General features: G+C 63.4%; 16 protein-coding genes. 4 read left to right on the forward strand and 12 right to left on the reverse strand.

Going from position 1 to position 22499, the window contains the following annotated elements; all coding sequences use genetic code 11:
* The first annotated feature begins 12 nt into the window (after positions 1-12).
* The gene (locus B9A19_RS04590; protein WP_084089367.1) at positions 13-4902 is read left to right on the forward strand and encodes a PAS domain S-box protein; all 4890 of its coding nucleotides are present in this window, start codon (positions 13-15) and stop codon (positions 4900-4902) included.
* 44 nt (positions 4903-4946) lie between these two features.
* A complete protein-coding gene (locus tag B9A19_RS04595; protein ID WP_084089368.1) occupies positions 4947-5828 on the forward strand; it encodes a diguanylate cyclase domain-containing protein in 882 nt (293 codons plus the stop codon).
* 7 nt (positions 5829-5835) lie between these two features.
* Here B9A19_RS04595 and B9A19_RS04600 read toward each other — a convergent pair whose 3' ends face one another.
* The 3 genes from B9A19_RS04600 to B9A19_RS04610 form a co-directional block, all read right to left on the reverse strand.
* Complete coding sequence (locus B9A19_RS04600) at positions 5836-6672, reverse strand: substrate-binding periplasmic protein (RefSeq protein ID WP_084089370.1); 837 nt, start codon at positions 6670-6672, stop codon at positions 5836-5838.
* 8 nt (positions 6673-6680) lie between these two features.
* A complete protein-coding gene (locus B9A19_RS04605; protein WP_084089372.1) occupies positions 6681-8618 on the reverse strand; it encodes a methyl-accepting chemotaxis protein in 1938 nt (645 codons plus the stop codon).
* Between the two features lie 479 nt (positions 8619-9097).
* Positions 9098-9553, reverse strand: a complete 456-nt coding sequence (locus B9A19_RS04610; protein WP_084089374.1) for an SgcJ/EcaC family oxidoreductase — start codon at positions 9551-9553, stop codon at positions 9098-9100.
* Between the two features lie 333 nt (positions 9554-9886).
* On the opposite strand from B9A19_RS04610, the gene B9A19_RS04615 reads away from it, so the two are divergent.
* Complete coding sequence (locus B9A19_RS04615; protein WP_084089376.1) at positions 9887-11308, forward strand: glycerophosphodiester phosphodiesterase family protein; 1422 nt, start codon at positions 9887-9889, stop codon at positions 11306-11308.
* Between the two features lie 126 nt (positions 11309-11434).
* Here the strand turns inward: B9A19_RS04615 and B9A19_RS04620 are convergent, their stop codons facing one another.
* Together B9A19_RS04620 and B9A19_RS23245 are read right to left on the reverse strand one after the other, a co-directional pair.
* Positions 11435-12034: a hypothetical protein gene (locus B9A19_RS04620; protein ID WP_084089378.1), complete on the reverse strand. Its 600-nt coding sequence runs from the start codon at positions 12032-12034 to the stop codon at positions 11435-11437.
* Between the two features lie 42 nt (positions 12035-12076).
* Positions 12077-13780, reverse strand: a complete 1704-nt coding sequence (locus B9A19_RS23245) for a methyl-accepting chemotaxis protein (RefSeq protein ID WP_084089380.1) — start codon at positions 13778-13780, stop codon at positions 12077-12079.
* Positions 13781-14111: 331 nt separating this feature from the next.
* Here B9A19_RS23245 and B9A19_RS04630 point away from each other — a divergent pair, with 331 nt between their 5' ends.
* Positions 14112-14627: a cyclic di-GMP-binding domain-containing protein, MshE-related gene (locus B9A19_RS04630; RefSeq protein WP_084089382.1), complete on the forward strand. Its 516-nt coding sequence runs from the start codon at positions 14112-14114 to the stop codon at positions 14625-14627.
* Here B9A19_RS04630 and B9A19_RS04635 read toward each other — a convergent pair.
* The 7 genes from B9A19_RS04635 to B9A19_RS04665 form a co-directional block, all read right to left on the reverse strand.
* The gene (locus B9A19_RS04635; RefSeq protein ID WP_176216772.1) at positions 14534-18106 is read right to left on the reverse strand and encodes an EAL domain-containing protein; all 3573 of its coding nucleotides are present in this window, start codon (positions 18104-18106) and stop codon (positions 14534-14536) included. The two genes, B9A19_RS04630 and B9A19_RS04635, sit on opposite strands and share 94 nt — an antisense overlap.
* Positions 18107-18435: 329 nt before the next feature.
* Positions 18436-19257: a hypothetical protein gene (locus B9A19_RS04640; protein WP_084089386.1), complete on the reverse strand. Its 822-nt coding sequence runs from the start codon at positions 19255-19257 to the stop codon at positions 18436-18438.
* 23 nt (positions 19258-19280) lie between these two features.
* Complete coding sequence (locus tag B9A19_RS04645) at positions 19281-20060, reverse strand: hypothetical protein (protein WP_084089388.1); 780 nt, start codon at positions 20058-20060, stop codon at positions 19281-19283.
* 18 nt (positions 20061-20078) lie between these two features.
* The gene (locus B9A19_RS04650) at positions 20079-20552 is read right to left on the reverse strand and encodes a DUF4188 domain-containing protein (protein WP_084089390.1); all 474 of its coding nucleotides are present in this window, start codon (positions 20550-20552) and stop codon (positions 20079-20081) included.
* Positions 20553-20561: 9 nt separating this feature from the next.
* On the reverse strand, positions 20562-21425 hold the full coding sequence (locus B9A19_RS04655) for a hypothetical protein (protein WP_084089392.1): 864 nt from the start codon (positions 21423-21425) through the stop codon (positions 20562-20564).
* A complete protein-coding gene (locus tag B9A19_RS04660) occupies positions 21422-21964 on the reverse strand; it encodes a DUF4240 domain-containing protein (RefSeq protein ID WP_084089394.1) in 543 nt (180 codons plus the stop codon). Before B9A19_RS04660 ends, B9A19_RS04655 begins: the two co-directional genes overlap by 4 nt.
* Positions 21961-22497 (reverse strand): 2'-5' RNA ligase family protein, encoded by a 537-nt coding sequence (locus B9A19_RS04665; RefSeq protein ID WP_176216773.1) that lies wholly within the window; start codon positions 22495-22497, stop codon positions 21961-21963. The genes B9A19_RS04660 and B9A19_RS04665 overlap by 4 nt, the downstream gene beginning before the upstream one ends.
* Positions 22498-22499: the final 2 nt, after the last annotated feature.

Consider the following 22499-nt stretch of genomic DNA (forward strand, 5'->3'; position numbering starts at 1 on the left):
GACCGTACCCGGATGCAGATACAGTCGCACAGACAGCCCGCCATCTATGCCGCGCTGGCCACCTTGCTGATCGGCTTGCTGATCAGCGCCGGTATTGCGGGCCTGCGCATGCGCAGCAACGAAGCAGAAATACAGCAGGCCGCCACCGAGCAGGCCGGCGTGCTGCTGGATCAGATCAGCCAGCGCCTGACGGTGTACCAGTACGGCCTGCGCGGTGCGCGCGGCGCGGTGATCAGCACCGGCGAGCAGGCGCTGACGCGGGAGACCTTTGCCCGCTACAGCCGCACGCGCGATGTCGAGCTCGAATTCCCCGGCGCGCGCGGCTTTGGCTTCATCCGCCGCGTGGCGCCGGATCAGGTGGATGCATTCTTGCGGGCGGCCCGCGCCGACGGCATGCCGGACTTTGCCATCCGCCAGTTGACGCCCAATTCCGGCGAGCGCTGGGTGATCCAGTATGTCGAACCGCTGGCCGGCAACATGCAGGCGGTGGGGCTGGATATTGCCTCCAACCCCGAGCGGCGCGCAGCGGCCGAATCGGCCATGTTCAGCGGCGAGCCAAGGCTGACCGCGCCGATCACGCTGGTGCAGGCTGGTGGTGCCCCCCAGCAGTCCTTTCTGCTGCTGCTGCCCATCTATCGCAGCGGCACGGTGCCGGCCACCCCGGCCGAGCGCAATACCGCGCTGCTGGGCTGGAGCTATGCGCCGCTGGTCATGGCCGATTCGCTCAAGGGCCTGACCGGCGCCGGGCAGCGCTTGCATCTGAGCCTGCGTGACATTACCACCGGGGGCAGCGGCATTCCGTTTTTCGATTCCGCCCCACAAGCGCCGTGGGTTTACCCGGTGCGCCTGGAGCGCGAGTTCTTTGGCCGGCGCTGGCAGCTCGACATGGGCATCGGCCAAGCCTTCATCGACGATCTGCGCCAGACACCGCCGCGTGATTACCTGCTTGTCGGCGCGCTGATTTCCCTGCTGGCCAGCGGCCTGATGGGCGGACTGGCGGCCGCGCAGGTGCGCAAGCGCGTGATTGGCGAGGGACAGGCGCGCCTGGCGGCGATTGTCGAATCGTCCAACGATGCCATTGTCGGATTTACGGCGCAGGGCGAGATCACGAGCTGGAATGGCGGGGCGCAACGCCTGTTCGGCTTTACCGCCGAACAGGTGATGGGCCGGCGCGTGGCCAAGCTGCTGGTGCCGCCCGGACGGCAAGCCGAAGAGGACGACATCCTGCAGCGCGTTGCACGCGGCGAACGCGTGGTGCCGTTTGAAACGCAGCGGCTGCGCGCCGACGGCAGCCTGGTGGATGTCTCCGTCACCGTGTCGCCGGTGCGCGATGCGGATGGCACGGTCATCGGGGCCTCCAAGACCCTGCGCGACATCACCCAGCAAAAGGCTACCGCCGCCCGCATCCTTGAACTCAATGCCAGCCTTGAAGCACAGGTGGCACAGCGCACGCAGGAGCTGAGCGAGGCCAATCTGCTGCTGGGCAATGTGCTGCAGGCGGCTTCCGAGGTGTCCATCATCGCGACGGATGCCGAAGGGGTGATCCGCGTGTTCAACAGCGGCGCCGAACGCCTGCTGCAATACCGTGCCCAAGATATCGTCGGTGTGGTGACGCCGGCCTTGATCCATGACCGCGATGAAGTTGCCGCGCGCGGGGCCGACCTGAGCGAAACCTATGGCGAGCAGATCGACGGATTCCGCGTCTTTGTCTATCGCCCGGAGCGCGAGGGGGCGGAAACGCGCGAATGGACGTATATCCGCCGCGATGGCTCACGCCTTCCGGTATTGCTGTCGGTGACCGCCATGCGCAACGAGCAGGGCGAAATCGTCGGTTACCTCGGCATTGCAGTGGACATCACCGAACGCAAGGCCACGCTCGAGCGGCTGGAAACCAGCCTGGCTACCACGCGCGCGGTGCTGGAAACTGCCGGTAACCCCATCATTGCCATTGATGAAGTCGGCCGCATCCTGTCAGCCAATCCGGCCTGCCAGCGCGTGTTCGGCTATAGCGAGGCCGAGCTGGAGGGCCAGAACGTCAGCATGCTGATGCCCGAGCCGCTGTTGAGCGAGCACGACGGCTATTTGCGCCATGCCGCACTGGCGCTGCGCACTGGCGCCCGCCCGGTGGGCGGCTTCCGCGAGGCCAATGCACGCCGCAAGGATGGCAGCCTGTTCCCGATGCAGATATCGATCGGCGCCATGCGGGTCGGGCAGAGCTATCGCTATGTCGGCATCGTGACCGATCTGACCGAGCTGCAGCAACAGCGTGAATCGCTGCTGGCCGCGCGCGACCAGTTGCTGATGGCTGCCGAGGTGGCCGAGCTGGGCATCTGGACCTGGGAGCTGGACAGCAACGCGCTGGACTGGAACGACCGCATGTACGAGTTTTACGACCAGCCGCTGTCGCTGCGTGAAACGGGTTTGTCCTATCTGCACTGGCGTGACCGCGTACACCCGGATGATCTGCCCGCGACCGAGGCCAGCCTGATGGCCGCAGTGGCCGGCACCGGTGTTTATGATCCGGTCTTCCGCGTGGTGCGTGCGGACGGCAGCGTGCGGCACATCCAGGCCGGCGCGCAGGTCGAGCGCGATGCGCAGGGCAGGGCGCTGCGCGTGACCGGCATCAACCGCGACATCACCACGCAGCTGGAGGTGGAAACCACGCTGCGCGAGGCCAAGGAGCATGCCGATGCCGCCAGCGCGGCCAAGTCGAGCTTCCTGGCCAATATGAGCCACGAAATCCGCACGCCGATGAATGCGGTGCTGGGCTTGCTGCAGTTGCTGCAGCACACCACGCTGGATGCACGCCAGCAAGACTATGTCACCAAGACTGAAGTGGCCGCCCGGGCGCTGCTGGGCTTGCTGAACGATATCCTGGATTTCTCCAAGATCGATGCCGGCAAGCTGGAGCTGGACCCGCACCCTTTCGAGCTGGATGCCATGATGCGCGATCTGGCCGTGGTGCTGTCGGGCAATGTCGGCGCCAAGGACATCGAGCTGCTGTTCACCATCGACCCCAGCCTGCCCGGCAGCCTGGTGGGCGACCGCTTGCGCATCCAGCAGGTCATGATCAACCTGGCCGGTAATGCCATCAAGTTCACCCAGAGTGGCGAAGTGCTGGTCGGCCTGCGCCGTGCCAGCAGCACGGCGGCGACGGTGACGCTGGAAATCTCGGTGCGCGATACCGGCATCGGCATTGCACCCGAACAGCTCTCGCGCATTTTCGATGGTTTCAGCCAGGCCGAAGCATCGACCACGCGCCGTTTCGGCGGTACCGGGCTGGGCCTGGCCATCAGCCGCAGGCTGGTGGAGCTGATGGGCGGGCGTATCACTGTCAGCAGCGTGCCGGGCAAGGGCAGTTGCTTTACCTTCTCGCTCACGCTGCCGCTGATCGAATCGCAAGCGATACTCAGCCCCTCCAGCTTGCGCGATCAGCCGCTGCGCATCCTGATTGCCGACGACAATCCGATTGCCGCGCAGGTGATGAGCGAAACCGTGCGCTCCTTTGGTTGGCAGGCCGATCGTGTGGTCGACGGTGATGAAGCTTGCGAAGCCGCCAACGCCGCCCTGCAGATGGGCAAGCCCTACGACATCGTGTTGATGGACTGGCGCATGCCGGTGCTGGATGGGCTGAGCGCGGCAAGCCGCATCAACCAGCTGCAGCAAGGCGGGCGGCCGCCGCTCATCATCATGGTGACCGCCTATGGGCGCGAGGTGCTGGCCGGTGCACAGCGCAATGCCGATGCCCCCTTTGCCGATTTCCTCACCAAGCCGGTGACGCCCAACCAGTTGCTCGAAACGCTGGAGCGGGCACTCAATGGTTCCTCCAGACCGCAGCCAGCCGCGCCACGCCCCTTGCGGCTGGAGGGCATGCGCTTGCTGGTGGTGGAGGACAACGCGCTCAATCGCCAGGTGGCGTTCGAGCTGCTCAGTGGCGAAGGCGCCCAGGTGACGCTGGCCGATGGCGGCCTGCCCGGCGTGGCCTGCGTGATCGACGGCGCAAGCGAATTCGATGTGGTGATCATGGATGTACAGATGCCCGACATCGATGGTCTGGAAGCCACCCGCCGTATCCGTGCTGACAAGCGTTTTGCCGCGCTGCCCATCCTGGCCATGACTGCCAATGCCTCCAAGGCTGACCGGCAGGCCTGCCTGGACGCCGGCATGTCCGAGCATATCGGCAAGCCCATCGACATGCAGGAGGTGGTGCCGCTGCTGCACCGGCTGACCGAGCGGCAAAGCGCACAGGCCGCACTGGCGGCTGCCGCAGCCGCAGCCGCCGACAGCGAATCGGCCCGGATCGACCTGCGTGGCACCCTGGCGCGCTTTGGCGGCAACAGCAAGCTCTATGTGCAGATGCTGGCCACCTTCGAAGGCGAATACACCCGCTTGCTGGGCGAGCTGGCCAAGGCCGTTGCCGCCGATGATGCAACCCGGGCAGCGGCAACGCTGCATACGCTCAAGGGTGTGGCGACCACGCTGGGCGCGGCGCGCCTGGGCCAGCAATGCGCGGCGGCAGAAAAGCGCCTGCGCCAGCCGGGTGAGGGCGACGTACTGGCCGATCTGGCTGGCGAGCAACTGCAGGCCGCCTTGCTGGCGCAGGGTCAGGCTGATCATGCCTTGCTGCAGACTGCCCTGCGCTCGCTGGGTATCGGCATGCCGGCCAATGTGCCCGGCACGCTGCTGGGCGAAGAAGAATGGCAGCAAAAACTGGTTGAACTGGCGCATTTGCTCGATAGTGGCAATATGCGCGCGCTCGATATCCTGAAAGAGTTGCAGCAGCGCGGCGGCAAAGACCGGCTGGCCAGCATGCAGCCGCTGATTGCCGAAGTGGAGTCGCTGGATTTTCGGCAGGCTGCGCAAACATTACGCAAACTGATGACTGAATTGCAGGGTAGCTGAAGGGGACTGCATTGCGCGAGCCAGTCGAACGACGAGCAAGAATCATGCTGGTGGACGACCAGCCGTTGAATATCCGCGTGCTGCACGAGTTGCTGCAGGGTGACTACGACCTCTACATGGCCACGTCGGGCGCCCAGGCGCTGGCGCTGGCGCAGCAGTTGCTGCCGGATCTGATCCTGCTCGATCTGGTCATGCCGGACATGGATGGCTATGCCGTGCTGCGCCAGCTGCAGCAGGATGACGCAACGCGAACCATCCCGGTGGTGTTCGTCACCGCCACCCAGGAAGAGGCGGATGAAGAGGCCGGCTTGGCCTTGGGGGCGGTCGATTTCATCACCAAGCCCATCAAGCCCGCCATCGTGCGCGCCCGCGTGCGCACCCAGCTTACCATCAAGCGCCAGGCAGACCAGTTGCGCGTGCTGGCGCAGGTGGATGGCCTGACCGGCATTGCCAACCGGCGCCGCTTTGATGAAATGCTCAGTGCCGAGTGGCTGCGCTGCGCACGACAGGGCGAGCCACTGTCGCTGATCCTGATCGATGTCGATTTCTTCAAGCGCTACAACGACCACTACGGCCACCAGATGGGGGATACCTGCTTGCGGCAGGTGGCGCACGCGCTGGCCGATGCCGTGCACCGCTCGCACGATCTGCTGGCCCGCTATGGGGGCGAGGAATTCGTCTGCCTGCTGCCCGATACCGATGCCGACGGCGCGGCGCATATCGGCGAGCTGATGCTGGAACGAATCCGCGCCTTGCGCCTGCCTCATGCGCAGTCGGATGTGGCGGAGTGGATCACCGTCAGCGCGGGCTGCGCCAGCGTGCTGCCCGAGCCGGGGCAAGACCCGGCCTTGCTGATTGCGCTGGCTGACCAGCGCCTTTACCGCGCCAAGCAGCAAGGGCGCGCAAGGCTGGAAAGCGCGGCCTGAGCGCCTGTCATTTCTCTGCGGGTTTTCCGGACGACGCAGCGTTTGTCGCTGATGTAATGCTCCAGTTTTGCTGCGGCATGGTAGCGTCTTGCTGCAACACTTCATCTACCCCGTAGCGCTGCTTCAGCCGTGAGATTTCGTCGCGCTGCTCGCGCAAAAAGCGGTTGAACTGCGCAATCACCGCCGGGTATTTCAGCGTAGCCAGGCAAAATTGCGAGGTGACATAGGGCAGGTTGCGCGCCAGCACCAGCCGGTCCTCCGGGGGTGTGCCGGGCGGCTGGAAGTGCCGCACCGCAAAGGCATTGGCATATACGCCATCCACCCGCTCCACCGTGCGCATGCGGAACAGCTCGGCAAAGTTGTTGCTGGGGTAGACCACCATGCGGCCGCTGGCGATCTGCGCCTGATACGGTGTGGGTGAAAAGCCGGCCAGGATGCCGATATAGCGTACCGGCTTGCCGGCCTGGGTCAAGCGCCGTTGCGGCACGAATATCCCCTCGGTCAGCGCCAGTACCGGCTCGCTGTAGATCACGCCACGCTTTTGCTCGACCTGCCAGCGCGGGCTGTCGGGAAACTTGAAGTCGTAGCGCTGGCTGCGGTACATCTCTGCAAACAGCCGGTTGATGGGCAGTGGCACATAGTGGAAGGTATGGCCGTAATGCCGGCCGAACAGGTCGAGCAGATCACGCGCAAAGCCGGTGTAGGCGGGCGGGTGGCTGCCGTCGTACAGCGGCTGATAGTCGAGCGCCTCCACCGCCACGCTGTAATCCCCGCCATGCGCCGGCCCTGTCAGGCACAGGCCGGCCAGCAGCAGGCAAACAGGCACACCGGGCTGCGCAGCCATGGCATGACCTAAAGACGGAAACGGGCCACCAGCCCGCGCAACTGGTCGGCCAGCCGGCCCAGCTCGGATGCCACATCCTGCATGGCGTGAATGCGCTGGTCGGCTTGTGCTGCACGGCTGGACAGCTGCTCGGCCCCGCCGGCCATGGCCTCGGTGGCGCGCGATTGCTCCAGCGCCGCATCGCGGATGTCATCAGTGGTGCGCGCCACCTGCTGCATCAGCCCCTGGATCGATTCGATCTCGCTGATCGCCTGGCCCATTTGCTGCACGCCGGCTTTAACCGCGCTGTCGGTCTGGTGCGCATGTGCGACGGCCGCACCCGATTCCTGGCGGATGGCCTGCACCATGTCGGCAATCTCCACCGTGGCCTGGCCGGTGCGCTCGGCCAGCTTGCGTACCTCGTCGGCCACCACGGCAAAGCCGCGCCCCTGCTCGCCGGCACGCGCGGCCTCGATGGCGGCATTGAGCGCCAGCAGATTGGTCTGGCCGGCAATCTCCTTGATCACGTCGGCAATGGTGGCAATGGTTTCACTGCGCGCCTGCAGCCCGGTCATCACGCCGGACAATTCTTCTACTGATTGCGCCACCTGCTCGATCTCGCCCGCCACACGGCCGACCGATTGGGCACTGGTAGCCGATGCGCTGCTGGCCTGCGCCACGCTGTCCGACGCGTTCTGGCTGTTGTCGGCAATCACGCCGATTGAGACAGTGATTTCTTCGATGGTGGCTGCCGTGGTGCCGGCCATGTCGGCGTTGGCATGGGCATCGTCGGCCAGCCGCGCAGTCATGTCGTTGATGCTGGCCACGCTGGCGGTCAGTTGCGCAGTTTCCTCGCGCACGGTCAGGAACATGGTGCGTAACTGCGCCATGAAGGCGTTGAAACTGCGGCCGATATGGCCGATCTCGTCACCACGGCTTTCGTCCAGTCGCACGGTCAGGTCGCCCTGGCCGCTGGTCAGCGCCTGCATGGCATCGCGCAGCCGCGCCAGCGGGCGGGTGATGGTGCCCACCAGCGCAATCACCAGTGCCAGCGAGACCAGCAGCGCAATCACGTCCACCACCGCCAGCCACATCAGGTTGCGGTCCACCAGTGCGTTGATCTCGGCGCGCGGCATTTCCACCAGCACAAACCAGCCGGCCAGCGGCAGATAACTGGACGCCACCACCATGGCGCCTTGCGGGCCATCATAGTGCGCCAGATTGAAGTCGCCCTGCTTGAGCAATTCCGGCGCGACGGTGGCCATGCCGGGCAGGCCGGCCAGGCCCACCTTGTCGTCCACTTTCACCAGCGATGCATCGCGGTGGATCTGGATTTGCCCGGACTGGTTCACCACGAACACCTGGCCCGACTTGCCTACCGTCATCTTGCGGATGCGGTCGGCCATGGCGGTTACATCCAGCCCCACGCTGGCATTGGCGCGGTGGCCCTGGCCGTCATCCACCACATGGTTGATGAACATCATCACCGGCTTGCCGGGCTCGGTGCCCAGGTTGAAGTCGTAGCGTTTTCCGCTGTTCATGAAGGCATCAAACCAGCCATCGTGGGCGGGATCGAGCTTGCGCAGCAGGCCGCGCTCGTCATCGTAGTAATTGTGCGTGCCGGCGCTGACGAAGGAGACGATGGGGTAGCCGGTGGCCGCCTTGATCGACTTGGCGTATTTCTGCCAGGCAGCAATGCCGCTTTCCGGCTCGCCGGCGGCCAGCCAGTCCATCAGATAGGTGTTGGACGCCATGTCGGCTGCCACCTGCACCGGGCGCGACATCGACCGGTCCAGATCATTGCGGATCGCCGCCACGGTCTGGCGCAGCTCGCCCTGTTCCAGCCGCTCGGTCATGCTGGCGCGCAGCACCCCGCCCAGCACCAGCGCGGCAATCAATTGCGAGATGAACAGGATCAGCCCGACGCTGACCAGCAGTTTCCGTCGTATCGACCAGGTATTGAACATGGCGTGTCCCGCAGCGCGGCCTGTCCGTGGCAATACCTTCAATCTAGCGCATTGCAGCGGTGCTGCCTGACGATGCGCAAGGACGCATCGGTTACCCCAAGAGCCGCTGGCAGGCTTGGGTTGGCGGCGCCAAAAACAAGAACCCGGCAGGGCCGGGTTCTTGCTGTGTTAGGGCCTGTTAACACTTATTTCGCGCTTGCGCTGGGCCGCAAAGAGGTCAGCTACAAGGCACGCAACGCAGGCAATAACCGGTTATTGCCAAGGCGCGTAACGCCGTAGATGGCCTCTTTGCGGCCCAGCCCTGCGGGTTCGGGGGATTTCGGGCGGTTCGCTGCGTTGCAAACCGCTTGCGGTACCCGTACCGCGGCGCGTTCTGCGCCTTGCGCTCCATCCCGAACTACCCCGAACGCAAGCGTGAAATAAGTGTTAACAGGCCCTAGACCGCACGGCATGATGGCATGCCGTACCGGCGTGGCCGCTTACTCCGGCATGCGCGAGGAATGGTGGCTGGTAATCAGCCACTGCTTGCCGTTCCACTTGTAGGTGTAGGTGTAACGCGCCTTGACGACGCTGCCATCCCCAAAGGTAAAGGTGTACAGGCCGGCATCGACGGCGGTGTTGCAGTCGATGAAGACCTTGCGGAAATCGATCTTGCCGGCCGGCTTCTTGGGCAGGAAATGCTCGAAGTAATCGAGCTTTTCCTCGCGCGTTACACGTGGCTGGTTGGATACGGTGGGCAGCAGGATGGAATCGGCCGCATAGTTGGCGACGACCTTGGCCGGCTCGCCGGTTTGCAGCGAGGCATTCCAGCGGTCGAACAGGCCGGCGATCTCGCGCTCGGAGGTCTTGTGGCAGCTGGTGCCACGCGCCATGGCCTGCGGGGCTGCAGCCACGGCTGCGGCAGCGATGACGGCGGTGATCAGGATTTGTTTCATGTATTCCCTCTGTTTGCTTTTGTGTTGACCCATCCCGTCATGCGGGGTGGGTGCGTTGCCGCCTGGCTGTCAAAACCTGTCTGAATGTCCTGTCCGAGCTTGGGCGGCGCTGATGCACTGCGCAAATTCCATATTCAATCTAGTCGATTCCGGTATTTGTGCCGGGCATCGTTGCGCCTGGTGGACCAACAGGCATTCAAGCCTGGAGTAACAAAAACGCAACACATTGATCTGTCATCTGATTGAAAAGTTGCATTCACAAATGTATACGTATTAACGCCAGCGTCATGCAACTGGGCAATCATGCAGGCCTCTTTCCCATGAGGTTCCGTCATGAGCATTTCGCACCCCGGTTTCAAACTGCGCCCGCTGGCGGCCATCGGCCTGCTGACCACCACCGTACTGCTGGCCGCTTGTGGCGGTGGCAGCGACAGCAGCACGTCGACGAACAACAACATTGCGCCGGCGCCGTTCAAGACACTGGACGGCAAGCAGCCACTGGTCATTGGTCATCGTGGCCTGCCGGGCCTGTACCCGGAGGAAACCCAGCCGGCCTATGAAGGTGCTGCCGATGCCGGCGCCGATTCGCTCGAAGAAGACCTGCACCTGACCAAGGATTGCGTGCTGGTAGCGCGTCACAACCCGTGGTTGAGCGACAACACCAATATCCAGGATGTGGCCAAGACCAACCCGACCGTGGCCGCGCGCATGCGCACCGTGCCGGGTGTGCAGGTGCCGGTGAAGTATTCGCTGGCCACCTATGGTGGCCCGGCCACCTACCTGAGCGACCTGACCGATCCGAAAGACCCGAAATCGGTACTGAAGTCGCTGGTGGTGGATGGTGAAGACCATACCAAGGATTGGTCGATTACCGACTTCACCGTGGCCGAGCTCAAGGCCTGGATCGGCGGTACCACCTACGACGCACGCACCCTGCGCCCGAGCAACCTCAATGGTCTGTTCCCCGTGCTGACCATGCAGGAAATCATCAACATCGCCAAGGCGCGCAGCGCCACCAGTGGCCGTACCATTACGGTCTACCCGGAAGCCAAGAACCCGTACTGGAACAATGCACAGGCGATTGCCAACGGTTGCGGCGGCGGCAGCACCCATCCGTTTGAAGACGCCATCGTCAAGCTGATCAACGACAACGGCATGAACAGCAAGACCGCGCCGATTCTGGTGCAGAGCTTTGACCCGGCCAGCTTGAAGTACATGCGCTCCATCGGCCTGAAGGCCCGCGTGGTGCAGCTGATTGACGGCAACGACGTCAACTACAAAACCGGTGAAATGATTTACCAGACCAATGACGAGTACACCTTTGTCGACGGCCGCCCGTACAGCTGGACCTTGGCTGGCGATGGCCGCTATTTCGGCGACATGCTGACCCCGGCTGGTCTGGCCGAGATCAAGACCTATGCCGACGGCATCGGCCCGTGGAAGCCGCAAGTGATGACGCTGACCGTCTCGCCGTGGAAGGACAAGAACGCCGACGGTACCGCCTACCCCGGCGCACTGGCCGACGTGACCTCGGCGGTGCCCAACAGCGTGATTGCCAACGCCCACGCGGCCGGCCTTTTCGTGCACGTGTACACCTTCCGCAACGAAGCCAAGTACCTGGCTGGCGTCTACAAGGGTGATCCGGTCAACGAATACCTGACCTTCTACCGTGCCGGCGTCGATGGCGTATTCACCGACTTCGCCAACACCGGCTTTGCTGCCCGTACTGCGTACCTGAAGGAACTGGGCCGCTAAGCGTCGGCTGTACCTTCGGTACGTCATGCGTGGCTAAAAGGCCAGTGCCCGGCATCGCCGGGTGCTGGCCTTTTGTTGCCGGCTGAACTGCAGCGCTTGATTACCCCAGGCCAATGGGTTGCCGCGTCATGCCGAATCCGGCCTGCGGTCTGATTTGCGCCGTGCCGGGTGCGATAGTCCGGCGGGCAGATCGGTGCCATTGGGGGCATCGGGCAGGGGCTCGACGCGATAGACCAAGGCGTTGCCGCGAGCGGGAAAAAAATGCAGGCGGCGGGCGTGCTGGCCCAGCAGGTCCTGTGCAATGACGCGGATATGCTCATCGCGCAGAAAGGTGTGCACAAAGTCGGCATTGGCCTGGCCGATGCGCGCAGATGACAAGCCGCTCAAGACGTTGCCGGCGCCGCACAGCGTGGCCTGCAGTCGTTGCCGCCGGGCACCCAGCTCGAACAGCGCGCTCAGCAGCAGTGCCATTGCCCCGGTGCCAAAGCGGGCTGGCTCCATACGGGTATCGTGGCCCTTGCCGGGCAGGATGAAATGATTCATCCCGCCAACTCCGGCCTGCGGGTCATGCAGGCAGACCGAAACGCAGGAGCCCAACACCGTTACCAGCATCAGGTCTTCATCGGTGGCGCAGTATTGCGCCGGCAACACCTTGATGGCATCGGTCTGGAAATGAGCATCAAAATAGCGCTGCGGGCGCTGCTGCCTGCCGTAAAGGATGGTCATGGCGGGTATGCCACGACAATCAGCGCAGCGTTGCCTGTGTTGCTAGCCATGTCGCTCATTGCCTGCCGATTGCCGCATATCGTTGCTGCTGCGGCTTGCGGACGAGAACAGCGGTGGTGGACGCCGGATATAGATGGGTGCTGGCGCAGGTGTGAAATCGCCGGGCGGAGCCAGGCTGGCCGGCCTCAGATCCGGCAGGTGAAAGCGGCTGACCGATTCGGTGAGCATGCGCGCCTGCTGTGCCAGTGATTCGCTGGCGGCCGCAATTTCCTCCACCAGCGAGGCGTTTTGCTGCGTTACTTCATCCATCTGGATTACAGAAGTATTGATCTGCTGAATGCCGTTGGCCTGCTCGTACGAGGCATCCGAAATATCGCTCATCAACTCGTTGACCTGATGGATGGAGCGAACGACGTCACCGATCGTCTTGCCAGCGGTATCTACCTGCCTGTTGCCTGCTTCCACCCGTTCGACCGATGCGCCGATCAGCCCCTTGATTTCCTTGGCAGCGGCAGCCGAGCGCTGCGCCAGCGTGCGTACTTCGCCGGCCACCACGGCAAAGCCACGGCCTTGCTCACCGGCTCTTGCAGCCTCTACCGCTGCATTCAGCGCCAGGATATTGGTCTGAAAGGCAATGGTGTCGATCACACCGATGATGTCGACGATCTTGCGCGAACTTTCGGTAATCGTCGCCATGGTGCTGACCACCTGGCGCATCATCTCGCCGCCATTACCGGCCACGCTCGAAGCCTGATCCGACACCGTGCGCCCCTGGCGGCTGCTCTCGGCATTTTGCTGAACCATGGTGGTGAGTTCTTCCATCGACGAAGCGGTTTCTTCCAGCGCACTCGCTTGTTGCTCGGTGCGGCGGGAGAGGTCGTTATTGCCCATGGCAATTTGCTGGGCGCCAACACTGATGGTCTCGGCGGACAGTTTGATTTGCGCAATCAGTTGCGCCAACTCGGATTGCATTTGCGACATATTGGCCAGCAGGCTGCTGTTGTCGCCTGGCTGCAATGCAATCGTGCTGCTGAAATCACCCAGTGCAATACGTTGCACTACGGTCGAGGCATAGGCCGGCTCACCGCCAAGCTGTCGGGTAAGTGTGCGCGTGATGATGAAACCGATCAGCATGGCCAGCAATACCGCTGTCAGCCCGCCCAGCAACAGGAAGCCCTTGGTACGCTGCTCCAGCGTACTGACCTCTGCGGCCCGCACTACCAGCAATTGCATTTCGACATTGATGAAGTCATCCACGGAGCGATAGACGTTGTCGAGCAGTTCGCGGTCTTCACCTTCGCCTATGCTGGCTGTCAATTGCTGCAGCTTGCGCGCATCGTTGCCGATGATGTTGCGCCGCTCCATCAGGGCCTGACGTGTGGTCACGAAACGATTTTCCAGCGTGGCCAGCAGCGCCAGTCTGTCCTGCTGAGCAGGGTTGTCGGCAGAAAGCGTCCTGGCCTTGGCCAGATGTGTCAGCATGTCGTCCCGGCCACGGCTAAAGCCTTCGGCAAAGCGGGCGTTGTGATTCAGCAGATAGCCGCGCACGCTGGATTGCATTCGCAGCGTGGCGGTGACGATTTCACGCCCTTCGCTGATGACCTCGTAGGTGTGCGTATTCCAGCGCACACTTTCCGACAGCTGTTGCACGTTGTAGTAGGCCAGCCCTACCAGCGTCAGCAGCAGGCCAATGACCAGGCTGAACCCCATTCCCAGCATGCCTGCAACGGTCAGCTTGTTTTTCATGCCCGACTATCCTGCGAAAGCGGTGCAAATGGCTGGCGAAATGTGCATTGCATTCATACGCATCCCTGATTTCTTTCATTCATGGCGTGGAAGGTACGCGATTGCGCTCTGTCAACATAGCTCGCCATTGCGCCGATAACAGGCAAATTTGCGCGCCAGGATGGACGGCTGGCATGCACAGGGGCTGCGAGGCACAAACATCGACGCTACGGCAGCCTCAGCATGGGAGACAAACCATGACGATAGTGCTAATAGAAAATGATTGAAGCAGTTTGAATTTGTTGATTTGACGTAAGTATTTGCCGCGCGTTGCGGGTGGCAAGGGGGCGACGTGGCCAGAAAGATCAAGCTGCGCCTGGGTGAGCTGCTGGTCCAGCATCGGGTCATCTCGCCCGAGCAGCTCAAGCAGGCGCTGGAGGAGCAGCATGCCACCGGCCGGCGGCTGGGCAAGGTGCTGGCCGAGCGCGGCTTTGCCACCGAGCAGGACATCTGCCAGGCACTGGCGGTGCAGCTCAATATTCCCTTCATCAGCCTGCAGCATTTCACGCTGGACCCGCCGCTGGCCCGGCGCCTGCCCGAGCCGCTGGCCCGCCGCGCCCGTGCGCTGCCGCTGGAGGAGCGCGACGGGCAGCTGCTGGTGGCCATGTGCGACCCGAGCGCCTGTCGCAATTTGGCGCCGCTGCCCGGCAGTAGTGCAGGGCAGGGTGCCGGCCAGCCCTGCAGTGCGCAGCGGCAGCGCCTGCCGGGTGGCGGTCAGTTGGTCTGCAGCAGGTTCAGCTCGTGCTGGTGGAAGGCTTCCCTGACCTGGTGCTTGAGCTGCTCCGGTTGCCAGGGCTTGGTCAGGTAGCGGAACACCGCACCCTCGTTGATGGCCTGCAGCACGGTATCGACATCGAGATAGCTGCTCATGGCGATGCGTACCAGCCGGGGGTAGAGGGTCTTGAGCGTGTGCATGAAGTCGCCGTCTTGCGGGCCGTGGATGCCGGTATCGGCAAGCACCACACCGACCGCATTGATGGCGAGCACATTCAGCGCGGCCTCGGCGCTGTCCACATTCAGGATGTGGTAACCCTGCTGTGCCAGCTCGCGGAACAGATAGGAGTGCACCCGCAGGTCTTCATCGACGATCAGCAGCGTGCGCGGGTTGCGGTGCAGCAGCACTTCGGGCAGGCGCAGCCCTCCGTCGTTGGCCAGCAACTGGGTGCAGCTGGCCGCTGGCAGCGGCGGCGAGTAATAGTAGCCCTGGATTTGCTCGCACCCGGCTTGCAGCAGGAAACTGAGCTGCTCGACCGTTTCCACGCCCTCGGCCACCACGGCAATCCCGAGCGAATGCGCCATGCTGATGATGGCGCGCGTCATCGAGGCATTCTCGATATTGATGTGCACGTCATCGACAAAAGCCTTGTCGATCTTGAGCTGCTGGAAGGGGTAGCGACGCAGGTAACTCAGCGCCGAATAACCGGTGCCGAAGTCATCGATAGACCATTTGATGCCGACGGCACGCAGCGCCTGCATGATGCGCTGCGCGATATCGACATTCTTCATCAGCAGCCCTTCGGTCACCTCCAGCTTGATGCGCGCCGGCGGAATGCCGTGCCGTGCCAGCGCGGATTCGAGGTGCGCCACGATGCTGTAGTCCTGCAGGCTGTAGGTCGATACATTGATCGCCACCTCGCCCGGGTCATAGCCGGCCTTGAGCCACGCGGCCACCTGCATGAACACCTGCTCGATCACATAGTGGTCCAGCTCCTTGATCAGGCCGGTTTCCTCGGCCACGTGGATGAACTCGGGCGTGGGAATGTAGCTGCCGTCCACCTGCCAGCGCACCAGTGCCTCAAAGCCGCACAGCGTAGAGCTTTCCAGTTCCAGCTGCGGCTGGTAATGCATGACCAGTGCGCCGGCCGTCAGCGCCTGGCGCAGATTGCGCTCCAGCGCCACCCGGCGCTGGATCACCACGTTCATGGTCAGCTCGAAGCGGCTGCTCTGGCTCTTGCCGCGCTCCTTGGCCTTGTACATCGCGGTATCGGCATTGCGGATCAGCTCGTCGGCGCGGCTGCCATCGGTGGGGTAAAAACAGTAGCCGATGCTGGCGGAAATGTGCAGCTTGACCTCTCCGGCCAGCTCCACCGGCACGGACAGACTCTGGTTGATGACCTGCAGCACCGCTTCGACATCCTCGTTGCTGCGTGCCTCGGGCAGCAGCAGCATGAACTCGTCGCCGCCGGCACGCGCCAGCGTGTCGTAGTCGCCCACGCAGGCACGCAGGCGCTTGGCCACCTCGACCAGCAGCGCGTCGCCCACCGAGTGCCCCAGGCTGTCGTTCACATACTTGAAATTGTCCAGATCAAGCAGCGCCAGCGCAAAGCGCTGCTTGTTGCGCTGCGCCCACGCGGCCGCTTGCTGGATGCGGTCTTGTGCCAGATTGCGGTTGGGCAAGCCGGTCAGCGTATCGAAGTTGGCCTGGTGTTCCAGTTCATCCTGATAACGCTTGGTCTCGGTAATGTCATTGAGCACGCCGACAAAGTGGCTGATCCGTCCCTCCGCATCGCGCGATGGCGACAGGCGCAGGTCGTTCCAGAACATCGACCCGTCCTTGCGGTAGTTGCGCAGCAGGGCGCGGCCGTCGGTGCCTTGCTCCAGCGCCCGGCGCACGGCCATCAGCTCGGGCTGGTCGAGGTCGGTGCCCTGCAGGAACCGGCAATTCTGGCCAATGACCTGCTCGCTGCTGTAACCGGTGATGCGCTCGAAAGCCGGGTTGACGTAGACGATGGGGTGGCCGGGGCGGCGGTGATCGGTGATCACCACGGCATTGACGCTGGCCTCGATGGCCCGTTCGCGGATGCGCAGCTCGATATCGATGACCTGCTGCGAGGTAATGTCCTGCGTGACGACGATTGCCCCGTGGATGTGCTGGCGCTCATCGGTGAGCGGCACCACGGAATTGAGCGCAGTGCGCCCCTCGCCGTCTTGGGCCTCGATATGCAGCACTTCCTGCGGCGAAACCTTGCCCAGCGTCACCGCGCGCTGCAGGGCCTGGCGTATGCTGCGTTCGGCGGGTGATGCTTCCTGCTCGGGGCTGGCAGCCTTGCCGTTGGCAAAGGGGGCCGGCCCGCCCCAGATGCGCAGTGCCTCCGGGTTGTGCAGCGACACATTGCCGCGCTGATCGGTCACCCACACGCCGATCGGCAGCGAATTGAGCACCTGCACCAGCAGGGTTTCGCTCTGGCGCAAGGCCAGCTCGGCGCGCTCGCGCTCGGTCACCTCGATGCGCAATGCGGCCGTGCGCTCGCTCACCAGCTCTTCCAGCCGTTGGAAGAAGCGCGCCCGCGCCAAGGTCACCGCCAGCTGGTGCCCCACCGCGGTGAGGGTATTGAGCTCGGCCTCCGGCCAGGCGTCGCCGTCGGTGCGTACCACATTCAGCAGCCCGGCCAGATCGTTGCCGATGCGGATCGGCACGCAGGCATGTGCCCATGTATCGGGCAGGGCCGTGCACTCGCCGACGTTGAAGGCCGCCACCGGGTGATCATTCAGGCCGGCATGCTGGCACGGGCAGAGCGCGCCCAGCTTGCTGGCCAGATCGGGCTCGCTGATCTGGCCGCAACTGCCAACCAGGCGGAAGCGCTGCGGCGGATTGCCATCCTCGACCAGCATCAGCCACGCACTGCGGAAATTGGGGAAGCGCAACAGCGTGGCCAGCGCCTTGTCGATCACCTGCCGTTCGCTCTGCTGGTCGGTCAGGCTGGCAGAAAAATGAAACAGGCTGTCCAGCAGATGGTGCGACTGGGTCAGCTCCTGATGCTTGTTACGCAGCTGCGAGTTGAGCTGTATGCCCTGTTCGTAGGTGGAAATCAGCAGGTCGAGAATTTGCTGGCGTGCCGCCGTAATGAAGTGGCGCTCACCACTGAGTACGACTTCGACGCCCTTATTGGCTTGATCCTGCTGGCGCAGCGCCAGATTGGCCAGGAAATAACGTATGCGGGCGATCAGGTACTTTTCTTCATACGGCTTGAGGATGAAGGTATCGGCCCCGCAGGCCAGGCCGCGCACCACGTCGCGTGCATCGGACAGATGGGTGACCAGGATGACCGGGATATCCCGCGTGGCCGGGTCGAGCTTGAGGTGCCGGCACAGCTCGTAGCCATCCATGCGCGGCATCATGATGTCGCTGACGATCAGCGTGGGCCGCCGCTCGGCCACCAGGTCCAGCGCCTGCAGGCCGTTGGCCGCCACGCGCACCCTGCAGCCGTGCGCCTCCAGCTGTCCGCACAGCAATGCAGCCTGGCTGGCGCTGTCCTCCACCACCAGAATGTCGACTCCCTGTAGCACCGTCCCGCCCCTCCGGAATGTGCACGCGCGGCATGGCATGCAACGCGCAGACTTTCTGCAAAATTGTCCTGAATGGCGATTGCTTGTTTTTTTCCGTTGCTGTAATCGGCCGGAAATGCCGTAATGAATCGCCGCTAAATAAGCTGACTTGTATGTTTGATATAGAACAAAGTCGAACGCATTTCTGCTGGCAGCAGCAGGGATTTTTTCCGTACGGCAAGCGCAGGCGGGATAACAGTGTGCTGCGCCACTGCGGAGATTGTGGCAGTGCAGCATTTCGCCTTGTCAGGAGGGCGTATTCGCAGCTTGGGCATGCCCTGGCAGGGGGCTTATCCGGCCAGCGATGGCATGTGCTCCGGGTCTGTGCTTGCATCGGGCGGGCTGAACCAGGCCGGGTCCAGCCCCTGCGTCAGCATCGCCTCACGATCCTGCAGCGGGGCAAAAGGAATGTGGCCGAGCGCGCGTATTGCCGCCTGGGCTTCGTCGGCGTAGCGGTGGGCAAAATCTTCCTTGGTGCTGCGCGTCTTGCCGGCCCATTCTTCACTGCTGCTGCGCTGGTAATCCACATGATGGCCCAGCTCGTGCAGCAGCGTGCGATACAGCTGGGTGTTGCGCAGGCTTGCCACCGTAGGGTGCAGGATGATGTTGCGGCGCGTGCGCTCGACGGGGTGACCGTCACGCCGCAATCGCTGCAGCTCGCGCTGCCCTTCCGGCCCCTGATTTGCCGGCCAGGGATACGGTGCCAAGGACTGTGCTTCCAGCACGATGGCGCTGCCTGAAAATGTGGTCGTCTCGTACAGCCACTGTGCTCTTCCCCACACAGGCACCAGCACGGACTGCTTGCGCGTAGGCTGCCGCAGCACCACGGCATCGACATATTGCAGGTGCTCGGGTTTGCAATGCCGCAAGACCTGCACGATATCGTCGATGCTGCAGGGGTAAAAGTAGCCCCGGTTGCTGGGCTGCACCAGAAAGCGCATCCGGTGCGTGCCGATATCCCGCTCCAGGCTGACATGCGGGCCCAGTTGCTCGATATAGAGCGAATCCCGATGCCATGACATGGGCACCACCATGCGGTTGTCCTGGCCATGGCCATGGGCTTTGGTGCCACAGTGGCGATTGCGACGACCCGGGTTCCAGCCTGAGCGCATTTTCACTCCTTGCCTTGCTGTGCTTATCTGGCGGCGTTGTCGGCGACGCGCAGTTTCAATACTTCGGCATAAACGGCATCGGCCTGCTCGGCATTACCCTTGCAAAACGCCAGCAATTCCTCACGCGTGATCCAGCCGATGGCGGCGCGGTGGGCGTTCTTGATGGCGTTCAGGCGGGCCGACAGTGCCTGCACGTCGGCAAAGTTGCGGATCGGCTTGAACTGCAGCGTGGGCGTGGTCTGCAGGCGCGCGGCAAGGCGCTGGCGGTGGCGCTCCAGCAAGGCTGTCGGCGTAGTGTTGGCGGGCAGAAAGCACTGGTCGTAGCTGGCCGGCTGGCCGATCATGCCGGCCTGCTGGGCCGTGCTGGTCATCACCCAGTCACCCTGGCTGAATTCGGTGCCGAATTCCACGATCTCGCGTGTGGCCAGATTGCCGAAAAAATCCAGCGGGGCATCGATCCAGCGCAGGTTGAGCAGGCCGCGCAGCAGCGTACGCCAACGCCGGCCCATATGCGGTTTGATCTGGTAGTAATAGGCGACGATCTGCCCGTCGCCACTGGCAAAACAGCGCACGACCGTGGGCATTATCAGGCTGCCGGGCGAGTTGGAAACCTCCGGAATCTCATAATCGGCCACTTGAACAAACCCCAGGTCGGTCATTCTGTCCGCAAATCGTTGATACGCAGCCAGATCAAGGTGGCCGAAGTCGCGCAATGCAACCTGGCGCTGCGTTTGCAGGCGGCCATAGTTGCGCTTCATCATCTCGACGATATTGCGTGCTGCTGTGGCGCTGCCATCGATCATGCGAACACTCCCGGGTGTTTATGACTGGTTTGACTGCATGCGCTCTGCTGCGCCGTGCCGGCCGGTGCCGACTTGCTGCAGTGTGCCGGCGGCACCAAGGCCGAAGGTAGGCATGTTGACGTAAATGTTCTCGTAGCTGCCCGGTTTCACCAGATAGGTTTCATGCCAGATGCCTACCGAGGCGCGCGCGGCCAGCTTGCGGTTGAATTCTGCCCAAGCGGGCAGGTGGGTGGCCTCGCGGTTCTTGGCATAGGCCAGCAGCTGGTCGAGCGAGCGCCAGTATTGCACCATCAGCGTGGTGCGGCCGAACCAGCTCTCGGCGTGCAGCAGGCCCAGTTCAGGCTGGCGCATCAGCTCGCTGATCATGCGCGGCATGGCGGTACCAACCTGCCACCAGTCCGGCACGCGCCACCACTGGTTGATGCGCATGCCGATCAGGAACACGACAAATTCATCATCCAGCGTGGCACTCATGCGGTGGCGGTGCAGCATGGGGTCTCCTCAGCCCTGTTCGGCGGGCACGGTGGTGTCCAGCAGTGTGCAGATGCACTGCGGCAGGCTCAGGTATACGTCATCGAAATAGGCCGCCTCGGCCGGCTGCCAGCCATATACCCGGCCGCTGTCCAGATCTAGCAGGGCGCGCCAGTCGCTGCCGTCACGCGCCAGCACTGGCAGCAAGCGGGCAAAGTCGATGCGCTCATCGCTCAGGACGGTGGCGCGCAGGTCATCCAGCCTGTCCACCTGCTGCTGCAGCGCTGCGTATTCGGTCGCAATGGCCGACGGTGCCAGCAATTGCAGCATGCCACCTTGCGGCGTGGCCCACTCTGCAATACCCACGGTGGTGACGGTGTCACGGTAGCTGGCTGGCAGCGGGCCGAATTGCGCGGTCAGCGCTGCTAGTGCGTCGTTGTCCGGCGCGGTATGCCGGGGTGGTGGCAGTTGTGCAGCATGGGCCGCAGCGTGTTTGCGCTTGAGCAAGTCCGACTGATCTGGTGCCGGGGCTTGCAGTACGCAGCGATACCAGAACTGGTACAGCAATAGAGGCAAAATGGGTGCCAAAACCGCGAGCGGAATCAGCAATTCCCACAGCCAATGCACATGCAGTTGTTTCAATTGGTGCCGCACAATGAAGATCAGCACATATCCGGCCATCAGGTAGACCAGATACATCCAGCCTGCTTCACGCTCGAGTTGTGCGCCGCATGCGCTGCAAAAAAGATGCCGTTGGCCGATCTGGTACCAGCGCGCCTTGCGGCCATCGGCAAAGCTGACGTGCAGCCCCCGCCCACCATACAGGCTGGTGCCGCAGCAAGGGCAGGCCGCACGCCGGCTGGTCTGCCCTGTTGGTGTGGCTGCTGCGCTCAAGCCTCCTCCAGCAAGGCGGCCAGACGCGGGAACAGCGCATCCAGATCGTCGTCTTCCCATTCCGGGCCGTTGTCGTCCGGCAGCGGGGGCGGGGCGTCGTCGCCGGCCGGCAACTGGTTCACCAGCTCGTAGAAGGTTTCGCTGTCGCTGTCGGTCTTGTCCAGCCAGGCATCGCCGGCCAGATACAGAAAGCCCTCGATCTGGCCATCGTCGCCTTCGACCACGGCGGGCACATCGGCCAGGCTGTCCGGGTTGGCCAGCGCGGCCTCGTAGACCTCTTGCCCGCGTGCCACCAGCCAGCCACGGAAATCCATGAAGCCGTCGTCCGAGCAACCACCACCAATCAGATAGGCCGCACCCCACAGCAGGCCGCGATCGGCACGCTGGTGATAAAAGTGAAACAGGCGATCAAAAGCGAGGATGTCGTCCGCCGGCAGCGCATCCAGCGCGTCGCGCAGCGTGTCGAGCTGGGTTTCGGCATCGCCATCGGCGGCGGCCAGGCTTTGTGCGATGATTTGCCAGAATTGCGAGTGTTTCATGCGTAAGCTCCAAGTGGTGCAGGGACGGACGAAAACGGCACAATCAATTCCAGTTGCGATGATGCATCGGCTGCGATGACTTCGATGCCGATACCCGCCACGTTACCAGCCAGCGGTGGCAGTTGTGTGGCATCGTGCAGGCAGGCGGCGACGGCTGCGGCATCGGCGCAACGGCCGATGGTGACGTGCGGCCGGTAGCTGAAGCGCAAATCCAGAAACGCCGCCAGCGGCCCGCTGTACAAGCGTTGATGCAGCGCCGCGATCTGCGTTGCGCCCTCATCCACTGGCAGCATCACCACGCCATCATCCTGCACAATGGCCGGCCCCAGCGACAGCGCAAACGGCGCCACGCCGGCGCATGCCTGGCGCACATGCGCCCCCAACTCGCCGACACCCAGATCAGACGCGAACGGAAACACCAGCGTGACGTGATAGGCCACCTTGTCGGCAAGGTGGTCGTATTTCCAGCGCAAGGCCTCGATGGCGGCATCGCCGGGCAGGCGGGGGTAGATGGCGATGGAGCGCAGTGGCATGG

The organism is Andreprevotia lacus DSM 23236 (genome assembly GCF_900176275.1).
Lineage (GTDB): Bacteria > Pseudomonadota > Gammaproteobacteria > Burkholderiales > Chitinibacteraceae > Andreprevotia > Andreprevotia lacus.

Bases quoted from the DNA above. Each gene is read 5' to 3' on its own strand.
- B9A19_RS04590 (WP_084089367.1), top strand. From the start codon at position 13: ATGCAGATACAGTCGCACAGACAGCCCGCCATCTATGCCGCGCTGGCC.
- B9A19_RS04595 (WP_084089368.1), top strand. From the start codon at position 4,947: ATGCTGGTGGACGACCAGCCGTTGAATATCCGCGTGCTGCACGAGTTG.
- B9A19_RS04600 (WP_084089370.1), bottom strand. From the start codon at position 6,672: ATGGCTGCGCAGCCCGGTGTGCCTGTTTGCCTGCTGCTGGCCGGCCTG.
- B9A19_RS04605 (WP_084089372.1), bottom strand. From the start codon at position 8,618: ATGTTCAATACCTGGTCGATACGACGGAAACTGCTGGTCAGCGTCGGG.
- B9A19_RS04610 (WP_084089374.1), bottom strand. From the start codon at position 9,553: ATGAAACAAATCCTGATCACCGCCGTCATCGCTGCCGCAGCCGTGGCT.
- B9A19_RS04615 (WP_084089376.1), top strand. From the start codon at position 9,887: ATGAGCATTTCGCACCCCGGTTTCAAACTGCGCCCGCTGGCGGCCATC.
- B9A19_RS04620 (WP_084089378.1), bottom strand. From the start codon at position 12,034: ATGACCATCCTTTACGGCAGGCAGCAGCGCCCGCAGCGCTATTTTGAT.
- B9A19_RS23245 (WP_084089380.1), bottom strand. From the start codon at position 13,780: ATGAAAAACAAGCTGACCGTTGCAGGCATGCTGGGAATGGGGTTCAGC.
- B9A19_RS04640 (WP_084089386.1), bottom strand. From the start codon at position 19,257: ATGCGCTCAGGCTGGAACCCGGGTCGTCGCAATCGCCACTGTGGCACC.
- B9A19_RS04645 (WP_084089388.1), bottom strand. From the start codon at position 20,060: ATGATCGATGGCAGCGCCACAGCAGCACGCAATATCGTCGAGATGATG.
- B9A19_RS04650 (WP_084089390.1), bottom strand. From the start codon at position 20,552: ATGCTGCACCGCCACCGCATGAGTGCCACGCTGGATGATGAATTTGTC.
- B9A19_RS04660 (WP_084089394.1), bottom strand. From the start codon at position 21,964: ATGAAACACTCGCAATTCTGGCAAATCATCGCACAAAGCCTGGCCGCC.
- B9A19_RS04665 (WP_176216773.1), bottom strand. From the start codon at position 22,497: ATGCCACTGCGCTCCATCGCCATCTACCCCCGCCTGCCCGGCGATGCC.